The 16248-nt window shown below is 33.1% G+C and carries 10 protein-coding genes; 8 read left to right on the forward strand and 2 right to left on the reverse strand.

From position 1 onward, the window contains the following. Positions 1-10: 10 nt before the first annotated feature. Positions 11-1177 carry a proline dehydrogenase family protein gene (locus GFU89_RS02330; RefSeq protein ID WP_318845601.1) on the forward strand — a complete coding sequence of 389 codons (1167 nt, stop codon included), beginning with the start codon at positions 11-13 and terminating at the stop codon, positions 1175-1177. 493 nt (positions 1178-1670) lie between these two features. On the opposite strand, the gene GFU89_RS02335 is transcribed toward GFU89_RS02330, so the two are convergent. Beyond that, entirely contained in the window at positions 1671-2207 is a 537-nt protein-coding gene (locus GFU89_RS02335) for a helix-turn-helix transcriptional regulator (protein WP_318845602.1), read from the reverse strand. Positions 2208-3178: 971 nt separating this feature from the next. On the opposite strand from GFU89_RS02335, the gene GFU89_RS02340 reads away from it, so the two are divergent. Together GFU89_RS02340 and GFU89_RS02345 are read left to right on the forward strand one after the other, a co-directional pair. After that, positions 3179-4288, forward strand: a complete 1110-nt coding sequence (locus tag GFU89_RS02340; RefSeq protein WP_318845603.1) for a M14 family zinc carboxypeptidase — start codon at positions 3179-3181, stop codon at positions 4286-4288. A 48-nt stretch (positions 4289-4336) separates the two neighbouring features. Next, positions 4337-4738, forward strand: a complete 402-nt coding sequence (locus GFU89_RS02345) for a hypothetical protein (protein ID WP_318845604.1) — start codon at positions 4337-4339, stop codon at positions 4736-4738. Between the two features lie 179 nt (positions 4739-4917). Here GFU89_RS02345 and GFU89_RS02350 read toward each other — a convergent pair whose 3' ends face one another. Beyond that, complete coding sequence (locus GFU89_RS02350) at positions 4918-5415, reverse strand: DUF4920 domain-containing protein (RefSeq protein ID WP_318845605.1); 498 nt, start codon at positions 5413-5415, stop codon at positions 4918-4920. Positions 5416-5557: 142 nt separating this feature from the next. Here GFU89_RS02350 and GFU89_RS02355 point away from each other — a divergent pair, with 142 nt between their 5' ends. The 5 genes from GFU89_RS02355 (at position 5558) to GFU89_RS02375 (ending at position 16068) form a co-directional block, all read left to right on the forward strand. Next, the gene (locus GFU89_RS02355) at positions 5558-6970 is read left to right on the forward strand and encodes an APC family permease (RefSeq protein ID WP_318845606.1); all 1413 of its coding nucleotides are present in this window, start codon (positions 5558-5560) and stop codon (positions 6968-6970) included. A 160-nt stretch (positions 6971-7130) separates the two neighbouring features. Further along, positions 7131-7571: a GPW/gp25 family protein gene (locus tag GFU89_RS02360; RefSeq protein ID WP_047374475.1), complete on the forward strand. Its 441-nt coding sequence runs from the start codon at positions 7131-7133 to the stop codon at positions 7569-7571. Between the two features lie 24 nt (positions 7572-7595). After that, entirely contained in the window at positions 7596-9479 is a 1884-nt protein-coding gene (locus GFU89_RS02365; protein WP_318845607.1) for a type VI secretion system baseplate subunit TssF, read from the forward strand. 308 nt (positions 9480-9787) lie between these two features. Further along, the gene (uvrA, locus tag GFU89_RS02370) at positions 9788-12619 is read left to right on the forward strand and encodes an excinuclease ABC subunit UvrA (protein ID WP_318845608.1); all 2832 of its coding nucleotides are present in this window, start codon (positions 9788-9790) and stop codon (positions 12617-12619) included. Between the two features lie 77 nt (positions 12620-12696). After that, on the forward strand, positions 12697-16068 hold the full coding sequence (locus tag GFU89_RS02375; RefSeq protein ID WP_318845609.1) for a TIR domain-containing protein: 3372 nt from the start codon (positions 12697-12699) through the stop codon (positions 16066-16068). Positions 16069-16248 lie beyond the last annotated feature (180 nt).

Below are 16248 nucleotides of genomic sequence, written 5' to 3' on the forward strand. Positions count from 1 at the left end.
ATAAATAGGAATGCCCATTTTTAATGATACTAAAGTTGCATTTGCAGACAAGTCTGATGCACAATTGAGAAAGGCTTACTGGATGTTTAAAATGATTGAACAGCCCGCTCTCACAAGCCTTGGAACATCTGTCCTGAATTTTACAGTACACAACAACTTTCCTTTCGTTACCGGAATTGTAAAAAATACCTTATTTGCACAGTTTTGTGGAGGAGAAACCCGCGAAGAAAGTATGAAAGTTGTAAAACAGCTGTTTAAGAGAGGAGTTGGAAGTATTTTTGATTACTCGATTGAAGGGAAAGAAGATGAAGCCACTTTTGATGCTGTTTGCAAAGAAATTAAAGATATCATTAGATTCTCAGTGGGAAATCCGGCGATTCCTTTTATCGTATTCAAACCTACAGCTTTTGGAAGAATTGATCTTTATGAAGCCGTTGGAAAAGGAGCTGAGCTTACTACCAGCCAGAAAGAAGAATGGGAAAGAGTGGTAAAAAGATTTGATGAAGTATGCCGTCTTTGCCATGAAAATGATAAAAAAGTAATGGTAGATGCTGAAGAAACTTGGATGCAGGATGCAGCAGACCACCTTTGTGAAGAGATGATGGAGAAATATAACCAGCAAAAACCTATCGTTTGGAATACCATCCAGATGTACAGAACCGGAAGGCTGGAGTATATGGAAGCTAATCTTCAGAGAGCAAGAGAGAAAAACTACTTCATCGGCTACAAAATTGTTCGTGGTGCTTATATGGAAAAAGAAAGAGCCAGAGCAGCAGAAAAAGGATATGCAGATCCTATTCAGCCAAGCAAAGAAGCTTCAGATAAAAACTACAATGCAGGAATTGACTTTGTCATGAATCATTTGGATAAAGTTTCTGCCTTCTTTGGAACCCATAATGAGATTTCTTCAGAGCTGATTATGGATAAAATGAAAGCAAAATCTTTGGAAAGTGATAATCCACACGTTTATTTTGGACAGCTTTACGGTATGAGTGATAATATTACCTTCTATTTGTCTGATAAAGGCTATAATGTGGCTAAATATCTTCCATATGGACCCGTAAAGGACGTTGTACCATATTTGACCAGAAGAGCCAGAGAAAATACCTCTGTAGCCGGACAAACCGGAAGAGAGCTGGGACTTATCAAAAATGAACTTGAAAGAAGAAAGAAATAATAATAATGTTCTTATTATACCTATCAGGCCTGCAGATTTGCGGGCCTTTTTATTGGAATCAACTTCAATAGGCAAGTTTCGTTAATTTCTGAGGTTGCAGACTTAAGATTATAAATTGAAATTAATGATAATTTAGGCAATTATTATTTACATTAATCATATGTTAAAATAATGTGATTTTTATTGCAGATTTGATTTTAAATATTTATATTTGATAGAGCCATAAAAAACCAATGCATGAAAATCTTTCCATTTACTTTTAGGATACTGCCCTGTAACAGAATCTCTCCGATACAATAAACGACAGTATTACCCTTATAAACAGCAAAAATTATATAAAAACATATTGTGGGATAGATAATCATCATATGATAAAAATTCTATCAGCTTGATGCCCCATTCAATTTCAAAAATAAAATAAAGCAATAGCTTTAGTTTTCTTCTTCAAATATTTTTTAACCTGATCATTTTCATTGATCAGGTTTTTTATTTTTTAAGGCTCAAAACTTTCAAATTTTCCATTTTCATAGAACAAAACGATACGTTTTATTTTATTAGTCTGATTACCAAGTATTTGACCTAAAATTTGATCACTTGAATTTTCTAATCGCTGAGATTCGGATATTTTTTCCGGAGCTTTATCTTGGGCCGGTATAAACGATTCTCCAGGACTTGATTTTGGAGCTTCCATTTCCGTTTCATCACTTCCAAATTCATCATCATCGTTCATCATCGTAAAAAGATCGGGTAGTGGAGTCGTTTTTATTTTCTCCTCTTCGATATGTTCTTCGTTAATTTCAGATTCAGGCAGCTGAGATTTCAGCATCTCACCTTCACCGGTAACCAGCCAGTCCCACAGAAGTTCAGGGAAACGGGATTTTATTTTTATGATAAACTCAAGAGACGGTTTGTTTCTTCCTGATGTAATATGCGAAATGGATGAACGCTGTACATCAATCTCATCAGCAAACTCAGAAGGAGTAAGCTGAGAATACTCTATAATTTTGGAAATTCTTTCATTTAAACTCATAAAAATAAGCCTTTAATTATTTTACAAATGTAACTCATATAATTTACAAATGCAAAATACAAATGTAAATAACTAGAATATTTATTTGTATACATTTGTAACGTGATTGTAATTTATTTTAAGTCAATAGATTATAGATAAATTACAATTGTATGTAGTAATGTTGATAATCTTCTATATGGCTCTTATACATACCCTCAGATTACAATTTTGTCTCATTATTTATCTTTTATATTAGTTTAGAAATGTAAATCAAAGTGTTTTCATGGGCTATTTTGTCCCTTAAATGACTTTCTATTTACTGTTTACATAATTAATCCGCCTAATTACTTTTCAGGAATCCAGATGCAGATAAATATCTATTTTAAGCAGTATAATGGCTGTTTTATAGTTGTTACATTGGTAAATTACTGATGTAAACACCCTGATTTTAGTCCATATAGCTCTCAATTGAAGGAAAGTTATACTCAGACTAAACAACTTATTTTATTGTCTGTAAAATTGATCTTAAAAAAACATAGATTGACTAAAATTCTGAAGAAGATTTTTAGTTTTCATGGCTTTTACATTTGTATAATAGAGTAAACAACAAAGTTTTCCACAATTTTTATGTTTGATAAAATAACCCTCAAATGGGTAATAATAGCCTTTTTTGCACTTCAAGTAGTATTATAAATGCAATTTAAATAAACATTGTAACTAATTGAATTTAAGTATTTTAAACATACGTATTTAAATTATTCGCAATCCACAATTTTACTAACAGACAATTTGTCATTACAGCTTGTTTAACAATGTTACAAGTGTTAATCTGTTTTGCCATTTGAAAAGTAGAAGTATTTAAACTTTGTAAATAGCAATTAAGCGACATGTCAAATGTAAATTCTTGTATTTTGGCAATATTTACAAATGTTAATTTAAGTTTTTGCCTAAAAATGGTTAAATTTGATTCTTGTAAATTATTTCTCAAGATGAATTTTGAACAGATCTATTCTCAGACCCCCGATTTCTCTAATCGCTATATTTCCCCTGAAAAATTATTTTCTTATCTACAGACCAATCTCAGCAATTATATTCAGGAGATCGGAACGTCCTATTTAGATAAGCCTATTTATCGGTTAACTATAGGAACCGGAAAAATTCAGGTATTGGCCTGGTCACAAATGCACGGAAATGAATCCAACGCTACTCATGCCATGCTGGACCTTTTAGTAAGTCTTGATAAAGCACCGGAAATGAAAGAGGATTTGTTCAGTAAAATTCAACTTGATTTTATATTCATGCTGAATCCGGACGGTTCTGAAAGATGGACGAGACTGAATGCTGCCAATATTGATCTGAACAGAGATTTTCATAATGAAGCCAGTAAAGAAATTAAGTTTCTGAAAAAGGCAGCCGCTTCAAAGAAATATGACTATGCATTAAACCTTCATGAGCAGAGAACCATCTTTACTACTGACGGTATTCATCCTGCTACACTTTCCTTTTTGGCACCTTCCGAAAATGTAGAACGTACCGTTACTGAGAACAGGAAAAAATGTATGGCCGTGATCGGAAGGATATACAACCATTTAAAGGAAATGATCCCGAATCAGATCGGAAGATATTCTGACGAATTTTATCCTACTTCCACAGGAGATAATTTTATCAAAGCCGGAATGCCGACTATCTTATTTGAAGGCGGACACTTTGTAGATGACTACACCAGAAAAGGAACCAGAAAATATTATACAATTGCCCTTTATTATGCACTGAAAGCAATCAGTGAATTGAACTCTGATATTACGGGTTGGGAAACTTACCTTGACATCCCTGAAAATCAAGAAACGCATTATGATATCGTTTACAGAAATGTAAGACTGAATACAGATCATGAATGTATTTTGGATATAGCAGTTCAGTACAGAGAGATCAAAGAAGAAGGGAAGGATGAAATCTCTTTCATTCCTTTTGTAATGGAGGCCGGAGACGTAAAGAAAAGAAAAGGCTGGCTGGAAATAGACTGTACCGGGAAGAAATTTATTTCTGCGACTAAATATCCGAAACTGGATTCTGTAGTGGATTTTAAAATTGAAGACTAAAACATTAGACACAGATCTCCGCTATTAAATCAAAAAAGGATTAATAATATGATGAAAATTTTTTTGATATGTATTCTGATGAGTATGGGGTTGCCTTTACTGGCACAAAATCAGTCAACGATTCCGTATAAGGCCAATGACAGTGTAATGGTGACGGTAGTCCTTCGCCATTTGCAGGAAAATCCTGTAGATTCTATTCAGGCCAGAGTAATGAAACAAAAATTTTATCAGAAGCTCAACAAAAGCCACTCGCGTATTGTATCATGGAATGTGGTGATGGGAATAGGGCAGATTATTACTTTAAGATTTAAACTTGAATATACCAGAGAAGTGAATCAGGTATTTGAAAGCGGAGCATGGGGTGGATTCAAAACAGAGTTTTATCCTTCATATGATTTCCTGCCGATTTATCCGGTAATGCTTGAAAAGGAAAAGAAAATAAGTAAATAGAATTATCAGATCAGATCTCATAAAAAACGTTCTCAAAATATTTTGAGAACGTTTTTTTATATGGTTTTCTATCTTTTCTGAAATTATAATAATTTTCGACAGGAATGGACTTTAGCCCATTTACATTAAAATAAATATTCATCTGGCTTTAGCCAAAATCTAATTTCAGAATATAAAGTTTAGTTAACTACTTTAATTCCATTAGCTACAAACCTGATTTCTTCTTTAGGCTGTGTAATAGCATCAATTTCAGCTTGTGGCTTCTTAGCATCTTCTGCATAGTGTTTCTGCTCGTTCACAGAAGTTACTTTTCTTTCCGCATTCCCTTCCAATACTACATTTTTCCCTTTTAAAGCTGTAGGCACAAAGAAAGCATAGTCTTTCATTTTTACAAAAAATTTAGAATTGTCCTCCGTCTGAATGGTAAGCCAGCATCCTTTTTTGTCGCAAACATCAGTTACTTTTCCTTTAATAGCTACATTTTCAACCTTTTTGTTGTCTTTTTTAAGCTGCTTATTCAGTTTATCTACTGTGATAGCCTTGGATTCTGCAGAAGAAGTTACCTGCTCTCCGTAAGTATCACCTAACAAAGCTTTTCCTTCCGGTGGACCAGATTGAGCAAATGCTAATGAAGAAGCTGTTAAAGCTGCTGCAAATAATATCGCTTTAAATTTCATGTTTAATATTTTTCTCAAAAATACTAATTAATATTGAATCATAACCGATTTAAAAATGATAAAAAGCAGCTGTTTTAAGGATTTTTCAATAAAATTCAAAATCAAAGACAGATTTGATTATATTTGACGCCTATACTTGACTATGCAAAAAAAACTGAAACTATGGGACGCCATCATGCTTGTGATGGGGTCTATGATCGGAAGCGGGATCTTTATTGTAAGTGCTGATATGACGCGAAACCTGGGATCTGGGTTTTGGCTGATTGTAGTATGGGTTATTACAGGAGTGATGACCGTAGCAGCAGCCATAAGCTATGGAGAGCTTTCTGCCCTGTTTCCGAAAGCCGGCGGACAATATACCTATCTGAAAGAGATTTTCGGCAAAAGGATGGGATTCCTTTATGGCTGGGGATTGTTCACCGTAATACAAACCGGAACAATTGCTGCAGTGGCAATGGCTTTTGGTAAATTTACAGCCTATCTTATTCCTTCACTTAATGATGCTGCCCCAATTTTTCAAAGTGGTGAATTTAAAATCACCTGGATACAGATTCTGGCGATTGCCGTTATTGTTTTGCTTACTTATATCAATACCAGAGGGGTAGAGAGTGGTAAAATCCTTCAGAACATCTTTACAGGTTCCAAAATCATTGCATTATTAGGCTTAATAGCGGCCGGGTTTATCTTGGTAGATATTTCTCATTTATCAGAAAACTTCAGTTGGGGAGCTGATTCTTTTAGTAACCTTAAAAAAGATTTGAGTGGTAATTTCCTTAAAGAAGGCTGGGAACCGATTGGAGGAATGACTTTGTTGGGTGGAATAGCTGCGGCAATGGTAGGTTCTGTTTTCAGTTCTGTTGCCTGGGAAAGTGTAACATTTGTTTCCGGTGAAATTGAAAATCCTAAAAAAAATGTAGTAAAATCGATGATTTATGGTACTTCTGCGGTAATGATTCTTTACATAGCAGTAAACTACGTATACTTAAATGCCTTAGACAGAGATGGGATTGCTTTTGCAACCAATGACAGGGTAGCGGTAGCAGCATCTCAGAATATTTTTGGAAGCGCAGGAACCATTATCATCGCCTTATTGGTGATGGTCTCTACATTTGGATGTAATAACGGATTGATTCTGGCAGGAGCGAGAGTTTTCCAGACCATGGCAAAAGACGGAATGTTTTTTAAGTCAGCTGTCAAAAACAATAAAAATGAAGTTCCTGAGAATGCTTTATGGATGCAGGGAGTATGGGCTTCAATCCTATGTTTGAGTGGGCAATATGGGAATTTATTGGATATGATCTCTTTCGTGATCGTTCTGTTTTATATGATTACAGTTTTTGGAGTTATTTATTTAAGAATGAAGCAGCCGGAACTGGAAAGACCTTATAAGACTTGGCTTTATCCGGTAACACCTGTTATTTACCTTATCATAGGAGCGTGTTTCTGTATTTTACTGTTAATTTATAAACAGCAGTATACATGGCCGGGCTTTGTATTGGTATTACTGGGACTTCCGGTGTATTATTTTATCAACCGAAAAAAGGCGGACGCTTAAATAAAATAAAAGATATAACAGATTCAGGGCTTTCAATTCAATTTGAAGGCCCTTCTTTTTGAATAATATTTTAAGGTATTGTAACAATTATTTGATGAAAATGTGTATTTTGGTATTCCGTTTTTAAATAAGCGGAACCATGAAGTAAAAACTATAAGTTATGGATACACCAAATTACAGAATGCCTTTCGTACCGTCTACTTTAATGACCGAAGGCGGAAGTATCGATACCTGCGATATGGGAGAAAGTATTGCTCACAATATTATGCTGCTGATCACCACCAAAAAAGGGGAGAACAGATATGATGAAAACTATGGAAACGATGTTTGGAACCTTGAATTCGATAACGGAGTAACAAGTGCCATCTGGGAAAACGTTTTTGTCAAAAGCCTAAGGAGACAAATTCAGGAATATGAACCAAGAATTGTAAGCCCGCAGATAGATGCTCATATACAATTTGTAGAGCACAGCTACGATACTAAAGAACACACCGAAATTAAAAAGAAAGTAAGAATTGCCATCAATGCAAAAATGGAGGAAACAGGAGAACGTTTCAGTTTTTCAACAGAATTGTTTCTAAGTCCGATGTCTATTGATTAATATTTTTAACAGCGAAAGAAAATTATGAATTTAGATCAGAATATTTATTCCAAAGAATCTGTTAAAGCAAGAATGCTTCAGAATGCAACTAAAGTATGGGGACTTAGAAGCCCGCAGTCTTTAGATCCTTTTGTAAAACTGTTGATAGACGCGTTCAGTACAGAAGTTTTTAAAGCGAATAATGAAATACAGACGGTGAATGCCCGTATATTGGAAAAACTGGCAAAACTTCTTACACCGTCCATCTATACCCATCCTATTCCGGCTCATTCCGTAGCTTTTACACAGCCTTATGATTCTTCGGAAGTTTTATTAGAACATACGGAGTTTTTCTTCCGTAAACAAATGACCTCTACAGTAAAATCAGAATCTGATAAACAGCTGAATATCCCTTTTACTCCGGTAGGAAATGTAAGAATCAATAAAGTTCACACTTCCATCATGTTTGTAGGAAATACCTGCTACAGCATAGATGATAGATTTAATAAAATTCCTATTGCAAGATTTCAGGGAAAACCTGAAGATTACAGAAAAATAACAATAGGAGTAGATGTCAGCAAATATATAAGTGAGAACTTTCCTAAATATCTGAGCATATTCTGCTCCAATCCGGCTTTTGAACATCTTGATTTTGTCTATAAGCTATTGCCGTACATTTCGGTGTCCAGCAATGGAAACCCTTTATTTGTAAGAGAAGGATTAAGTTATCTTACAGAAAGTCATACTGACGGCTACGAACAGATGTTCAAAGAGCAGTCCATCAGAAATAAGGTGATTAATGATATAAAAAGCATCTACCGCCATAAATTTATTGAAGTAACAGGAATTTCTCAAAGCCTGTTCTCAGAACCCGGACAACTTCCTCAGAATCTTGATTTCTTATCAGGAAAAGAAGAAGTTACAAAGTTCCTGGATAATAAAAGTTTCTTATGGCTTACTTTTGAATTCCCACCACAGTTTTCCGCGGAAATCCTTGATAACTTCTCGTTTGTATTAAATGCTTTCCCAATCTACAACAGAGGCTGGAAAAAAACAGAATACAGCCTTGATATTATGGGAAATAATATTCCTCTGGTAACAGATGAAGGAGAACACTTCCTTTATGTAGACGAAGTACAGGACGGCGACGGAAGAAAATACACAGAAATTCCTTTTACACCGGCTGACGACCTTAAAAAAGGCTTGTACACCGTAAGGAAAGGAGGAATGGAACGTTTCACAAGCAGAAATGCAGTGGATATGATTGCCAATGTTCTTGAATTAACAAGAGACGAAATTGCAGCATTTTCTCTTTTGAACAGAGACAATGTAAAAGGTGTTCTCAGCGAAATGTCAGATAAAATGAAAACCATGGTGCAGAAAGTAAACAATGCCAAAAGGAATATCAGACAGGAACTGAATTACGTCATCATGGAACCGGTAGAAAAAACCGATCATACTTACGCTTCTTTCTGGGTTACCCATTGTACTTTAGCCAATCACATGCGCCCGGGAACTGAACTATCCAATCAGTTGAAGTCGCAGACGGTTGTATTGCTTACCGAAACATTGGGAGGTGCTGAAGAACAGAAAGGAACAGACAGTATTCAGGCTTATAAATATGCACTTACCACAAGAGATAAAATCATTTCTTTGGAAGACGTGAAAAACTATTGCCGCATGATTCTGAAAGATGAGGTAAGGGAAGTGAGAGTAAGAAGAGGAACCATGATCAGCAACAAACCTAAAGAAGGTTTTGTAAGAACCGTTGAGGTAGAAATCATTCCTCAGAATTATTCTTTCTATGGAAGAGCCTATTGGGAAAACATGGCTAATATTATCAGAAATCAAATCATTGCCAAAGCCATTGATGGGATTGAATATGTGGTAAGAATAAACAATGAAGATGTCGATTTTCAGGATATGTAAATCTTTACAGGAAATTAAAATCAGTTTAAAATGTAAATGCCGTTGTTGATACGGCATTTTTTGAATGATATCAATAGAAACGGGCTTTAGTCCGTTTTTTATTAAATAAGATTTTCGATTGGCTTTAGCCAAAACATACTATCTAGAATATATGAAATCATTGAGTAAAATTCAATACTATAAGATCCAATCCATTAACAAAGCCTAAGAATTTTTTATGAAACTTTTATCGATCTAATATTCAGAAAAAGTCTATAAAATTTCGTATTTTTGCACGTCGTGATTTTCAGGCAAGATCACTCCGAATTATGAGCAAATCAACAGAATATATAGAAGTTTACGGAGCACGTGAACACAACCTTAAAAATATTAATGTTAAAATTCCACGCAACGAATTGGTCGTTATTACCGGCCTTTCAGGAAGTGGGAAATCCTCATTGGCTTTTGATACTATATTTGCAGAAGGCCAGCGTCGTTATATAGAAACATTCTCTGCCTATGCACGCCAGTTTCTAGGCGGATTGGAGCGCCCTGATGTAGATAAAATTGAAGGGCTTTCACCCGTTATCGCCATTGAGCAGAAAACAACCAACAAAAATCCCCGTTCTACCGTAGGAACTGTTACAGAGCTCTACGATTTTCTTCGTCTTTTGTATGCAAGAGTTTCGGATGCATACTCTTTGTCTACCGGACAGAAATTGGTGAGCTATACGGAAGATCAGATCCTGGAAACCATCAAAGAAAACTATAAAAAAGAGAAAATCATGCTCTTGGCACCAGTCGTGCGTTCCAGAAAAGGGCATTATCATGAACTTTTTGTACAGATGGCCAAAAAAGGCTACGGGCAGGCAAGAATTGATGGCGAATTGCAGGATATTGAATATGATTTAAAACTTGACCGTTATAAAACCCATGATATCGATATTGTTATCGACCGTTGGATTATTGGTGAAAATGCTTCAGAAGGCAGAATGGAGAAATCATTGCGTACTGCGATGGAAATGGGAGAAGGAATTATCGGAATTCAGAAACTGGGAGGTAAAGACATCGAATACTTTTCCAAAAACCTGATGGATGCGGAAACAGGACACTCTCTGGCGCTGCCGGAACCGAATACTTTCTCATTCAACTCGCCAAAAGGAAGCTGCCCGAACTGTAAAGGGCTGGGAATGATCAAAAAGATCAATACCGATTACTTTATTGATAATCCAAAACTATCCATCAATCAGGGGGGATTATTGCCGTTAGAAGATATAAAATCTAACAAATGGATTCTTTCACAGATCAAAAATATTCTTGAGATCTTCGGACTGGGATTAACAACGCCTTTGCAGGATATTCCTGAAGAAGCACTGGATTATATCTACAACGGATGTCATAAAGAATTTAATAAAGATCTTAAATACGCAGGGATTACCAAGAAAATTAAGATTGGTTTTGACGGTCTGATTGCTTTCATGGAGGAAATCATTGATGAAAGAGAATCTTATGAAGCAATTTTGCTGGAAAGACACTTCACAACAGAAGAAACATGTCCGGAATGTCATGGAACACGTCTTCAGCCTTCAAGTTTAAGTTTTAAAATTGACGGGAAAAATATTGCTGAGGTCAATGGATTAAGCTTAGCAGATTTAAAAGACTGGTTAGCTGACGTTAAAGATAAATTCTCAGAAAAAAATAAAATCATTGCTCACGAGATCTTAAAAGAGATTGAAACCAGACTTCAGTTTTTGCTAGATGTCGGTTTGGATTATTTAAGCTTGAGCAGAAGTTCAAAAACCCTTTCCGGAGGAGAATCGCAGAGAATCCGTCTGGCAACACAGATAGGGTCTCAGTTGGTCAATGTCTTATATATTCTTGATGAACCGAGTATCGGACTTCACCAGAGAGATAACGAAAGACTGATCCATTCCCTGAAAAACCTTAGAGACATTGGAAATTCTGTATTGGTGGTAGAACATGACAAAGACATGATTATGGAAGCTGATGAGGTATTGGATATTGGTCCAAGAGCCGGAAAATTCGGTGGAGAAATCCTTTGGCAGGGAAAACCAAAAGATTTGTTGAAGGCAGATACCATTACAGCTCAATATATCAATGGAAAAAGAAAAATTGCAATTCCTGAAGAAAGAAGAGCAGGAAACGGTAAAAATATTGTTTTAAAAGGAGCAACAGGGAACAACCTTAAAAACGTAACCCTTGATGTCCCTCTTGGAAAACTGGTGGTAGTAACCGGAATTTCAGGAAGCGGAAAATCTTCTTTGATTAACGGAACATTATATCCGATCCTTAACAAACATTTCTACAGAGCAGTTCAGGAGCCTTTACCTTACAAAAAGATCGAAGGGTTAGAGAATATTGATAAAATCGTAGACGTAGACCAAACACCAATTGGAAGAACACCACGTTCTAATCCTGCTACCTATACAGGAATGTTTACCGATATCAGAAATCTTTTTGCAGAACTTCCAGAAAGTAAGATTCGTGGTTATAAACCGGGAAGATTCTCTTTCAACGTAAAAGGCGGAAGATGCGAAACTTGCCAGGGCGGTGGATTGAAAGTGATTGAAATGAATTTCCTTCCGGATGTATACGTTCATTGCGAAACTTGTAACGGAAAACGTTTCAATAGGGAAACCCTTGAAGTTCGTTACAAAGGAAAATCAATCTCTGATGTTCTGGATATGACTATTGATGAAGCGGTAGATTTCTTCCAGCCGATTCCTAAGATTTTTGCAAAAGTAAAAACGCTGCAGGATGTAGGATTAGGATATATTACCTTGGGACAGCAGTCAACAACCCTTTCAGGAGGTGAAGCACAGCGTATCAAGTTAGCAACCGAATTAGCAAAAAGACAAACCGGAAATACCCTTTATATCCTTGATGAACCCACCACAGGATTACACTTTGAAGATGTAAAAATCCTGATGGATGCCATCAATCAACTAGTAGAACTTGGAAACTCGTTCATTATCATCGAACATAATATGGATGTTATTAAATTAGCCGATCACGTTATCGATGTTGGTCCGGAAGGAGGAAAATATGGAGGAGAGATTATTGCTAAAGGAACTCCAGAAGAAATTGTGAAGTCTAAAAAGAGTTTGACTGGGAAGTTTTTGAAGAGGGAATTAGAATAGAATTATAAAAATATATTACGGAAAACCACAATGAAAATTGTGGTTTTTTTATTTATTTTTGGAGGAAACTAGTATAAATGGAAAAACCAATTACTATCAGAAATTTTGAGCTACTAAATAATATAGAGCTAAATGAGACAACCGAAACCATCTTCAAAACTTATTCGCCAACTCAAGTTAAGAATGTTTATAAACTCAATCAAAATAAGCAAGTAGTTGCATTAAATATTTGCAATAATACATTTAAGAAGATTGAAGGATTATTTTTACTTGATACTTTGGAAGAACTTTATGTAAATGAAAATCAATTAGAAAATTTATTTTTTTTAGACCTATTACCTAAATTAAGAATTTTAAATATTTCTGATAATTTAGTTAATGATGATGGATTGAATTTTTATTCCAGCAATCTAGAAAAGCTTTATATATCAAATAATAGTCTTAGTCAGTTTCCATTTTCTAAAAATCTTCCCAATTTAAGATTACTTTACCTAAGTAAGAATAATATTAATAAAATACTACCCAAAGATACTTTTGCTAATTTAAAAGAATTAAACTTGGATGATAATCAAGTAGATAAAATTGAAAATATGCAATTTTTCACCAGTCTTATAGATTTTTCCTGTAAGAATAACAAGATAAAGAAAATTGAAGGTTTAAATGGCTTATTATTAGAAGACTTGGATTTGTCAGGGAATCAAATTAAAAAAATTGAAAATTTAGAAAGTCAGGTTAATTTAAAATTTCTGTTGTTACATAATAATTTGATTGAAAAAATAGAAAATTTAAATAATTCTGCATTAGATTTTTTAAACTTAGCAAATAATAAAATTGAAATTATTGAAAATCTAGAAAATCTAGAAAATTTAAGAGCACTTATTTTGTGGTTAAACCAAATTAATAGAATCCAAGGATTACAAAAATTAGCAAAACTTGAAAATCTTATTTTATGGAATAATAACATAGTTAAGGTAGAAGGTTTAGATGAGCTTAAAAACTTGAAGAATTTAGATATTGGAAATAATAATTTAACAAAAATAGAGAGAATTGAAAATCTAGGAAAATTGATAGAATTAGATTTATCAGATAATAAAATCAGTAAAATTGAGCAAATATCTCAATTGATGAATTTGAAAGATTTAAAAATTGCAAATAATATAATTGAAGATTTAAAAGATTGTGAAGAACTTTTAAATACTAATATTAAAAGTCTTAAAATACAATCTAATCCATTTTTGGAAAAAAAGAATATATTTTTAAATAAAAATGAAAACCATTTAGATACAATTAAAAATGAGCTAGAAAAACTGGAAAAAAGCAAAGAGCCTATAAAATTACCTGTCAAAGTTATGTTATTAGGAAATCATGCTTCTGGCAAATCAACGTTTTTAGATTATTTTATAAATGATAAAATTGAAAATAAAAACGAAAGTACACATATTTTAAAAATTATTAATTATCCCAAAAATTATAAAAGGAGAATATCTAAACTACCAAGTGCAATATTTTATGACTTTGGTGGTCAGGATTATTATCATGGGGTTTATAAGGCATTTTTAACATTAGATACAATTAATTTACTGTTTTGGCAAAATGCAACCGATAGTATTACAAAAGAAATTGATTCCAAAAAATTTAATATTATAAACTTTAACAAACAATATTGGTTACATCAAATTGAATTCGCTAATTCACAGAGAAAAAAATATCTAAAGGAGAGTACTGAAGAAATAAATTATGTAATACAGACCCATTCAGATACATCTTCACAGAAGAATCCCATAGAAGAAAATATAAAACAAACTTTCTTTGTTTCATTTTTAGAAAATTATAAATCCCGTAAAAATGAATTTGCATTAAAACATCTTAAAGAGTCAATTATTGATGAAATAAAATCACATTCGAAAGAAGTAAAAAAAACTCAAAATGAGATAGCATTATATAGATTTATAAACGATTATAAAAGAAGCGACTGGACAAATGTTGAAAAACTTGTAGAAATTTATGAAAGTTCATTGGGTAATTTAAAGGCTGAATTGGAACAGCTTTCAATGAAAGGTATGATTTTATATTATAAAAATATTCCGTCTCTTGAGGATTTCGTCTGGTTAAATCCATCAAAAACGGTAGAAAGAATTCATCAGATTTTATCCCAGCAAAATAAAGGGAAAATTGATAAAATATCCTTTGAATCACAGATTAATGACGAGAAAATTATTGATATGTTGAAAGAAAATAAAGTGATTTTTTTTGATGATTATGATAATCATTACATAATTCCAGGATATTTAGACTTTCCTCATGAAGAAAATGAAGAGTTTTTCTATTTTGCAGAATTTGATTCCCCTAATTTTATTTTAAAGTTTTTAAAATTCATACCTTTTGGTTTTATCAACCAATTAATTTGTCATTTCGGAAAAAACCCAGAAAAAAAGATTTATTGGAGAAATCAGTTAATATTTACCCATCAAAATGCACGTATAAGAATAAAGATTGATTTTGAATTGTTAGAAATTCGAGTATTTATAAAATCGCCTAAAAAAGTTTTATTAAAAGATATTGAAAAAGAAATTTTTTTAGATATTTTTTATTTGTATTGGGATGAAAATATACCAACTGTAGAAAATCTAAAAAATAAAATGGAGAGTATAAAAGAGATAAAAAAAGAAAACTATTATGAGCCAAAAGATTTGATAAAAGAAAAAGAACAAATTTTTGAACGAATTATTGAAGATCTTTATATCTCAATAGATGGAGGCAAAAGTTATATAAAACATTCAATGTTACAAACTTTGGAAAAGAGAAATCTTACTATAAATACTTATAACTTTGTTGATGGTGCATTAAATAATTTTGGATCAATACAGGTAACTAATTTTAAAAACTTTACTAATAATATTAATATTTATTCAATGAAGAAAATTTTTATTTCATATTCAAGAAAAGACGGAGAGTTCAAAGATGAATTAAAGAAACATCTTAATATGCTCAAATTATTTGATATTGCAGACAATTGGAGCTGTGAACAAATTACGATTGGAAATTGGCATAATCAAATACAAAAAGAATTGGAAGAAAGTGATATGATTATATATATGCTGTCCAAAAATTTCTTTAATTCTAAATATATTTTAGAACAAGAGGTTCAAAAAGGAATGGAACAGATGGATGCTAATTCTAAAAAGAAAATATTGGGTGTGATAGTTGGTTCTTTTCCTAGCTTAGATATGCTTAAAGCATCTTCATCAGATAGAGACAACCTACAAGATTCTATTTTAAGATTAGCAGAAAATCAATACTTACCTTACGGAAATATCAATAACAAGGCTTCAGGTTTAACAGAAAATAAAATTATTCCATTGGATATTTATAATAAAATTTGTGTTGACGGAAATTTAGATACAGCTTTTCAACAAATTGCAGAAAAAATTTCAGATGCATTAAAATAATATTTTCGCCTTCCAATATTAAATTTTCAATTATTTTTAAATTTTATAACGCTGAAAATCAATTGATTAAATTATAATGTTAACTAAATGTTAACTGAATGTAAAATTAATATGAATTATTTTTAATAACTTTGGGTAAGAGATACAAAAAAAGGTTAGTATAATATTTAAAACCAATTA

The sequence above is a fragment of the Chryseobacterium sp. JV558 genome (assembly GCF_033712365.1).
In the GTDB taxonomy this organism is placed as follows: Bacteria; Bacteroidota; Bacteroidia; order Flavobacteriales; family Weeksellaceae; genus Chryseobacterium.

Bases quoted from the DNA above. Each gene is read 5' to 3' on its own strand.
- GFU89_RS02330 (WP_318845601.1), top strand. From the start codon at position 11: ATGCCCATTTTTAATGATACTAAAGTTGCATTTGCAGACAAGTCTGAT.
- GFU89_RS02335 (WP_318845602.1), bottom strand. From the start codon at position 2,207: ATGAGTTTAAATGAAAGAATTTCCAAAATTATAGAGTATTCTCAGCTT.
- GFU89_RS02340 (WP_318845603.1), top strand. From the start codon at position 3,179: ATGAATTTTGAACAGATCTATTCTCAGACCCCCGATTTCTCTAATCGC.
- GFU89_RS02345 (WP_318845604.1), top strand. From the start codon at position 4,337: ATGATGAAAATTTTTTTGATATGTATTCTGATGAGTATGGGGTTGCCT.
- GFU89_RS02350 (WP_318845605.1), bottom strand. From the start codon at position 5,415: ATGAAATTTAAAGCGATATTATTTGCAGCAGCTTTAACAGCTTCTTCA.
- GFU89_RS02355 (WP_318845606.1), top strand. From the start codon at position 5,558: ATGCAAAAAAAACTGAAACTATGGGACGCCATCATGCTTGTGATGGGG.
- GFU89_RS02360 (WP_047374475.1), top strand. From the start codon at position 7,131: ATGGATACACCAAATTACAGAATGCCTTTCGTACCGTCTACTTTAATG.
- GFU89_RS02365 (WP_318845607.1), top strand. From the start codon at position 7,596: ATGAATTTAGATCAGAATATTTATTCCAAAGAATCTGTTAAAGCAAGA.
- uvrA (WP_318845608.1), top strand. From the start codon at position 9,788: ATGAGCAAATCAACAGAATATATAGAAGTTTACGGAGCACGTGAACAC.
- GFU89_RS02375 (WP_318845609.1), top strand. From the start codon at position 12,697: ATGGAAAAACCAATTACTATCAGAAATTTTGAGCTACTAAATAATATA.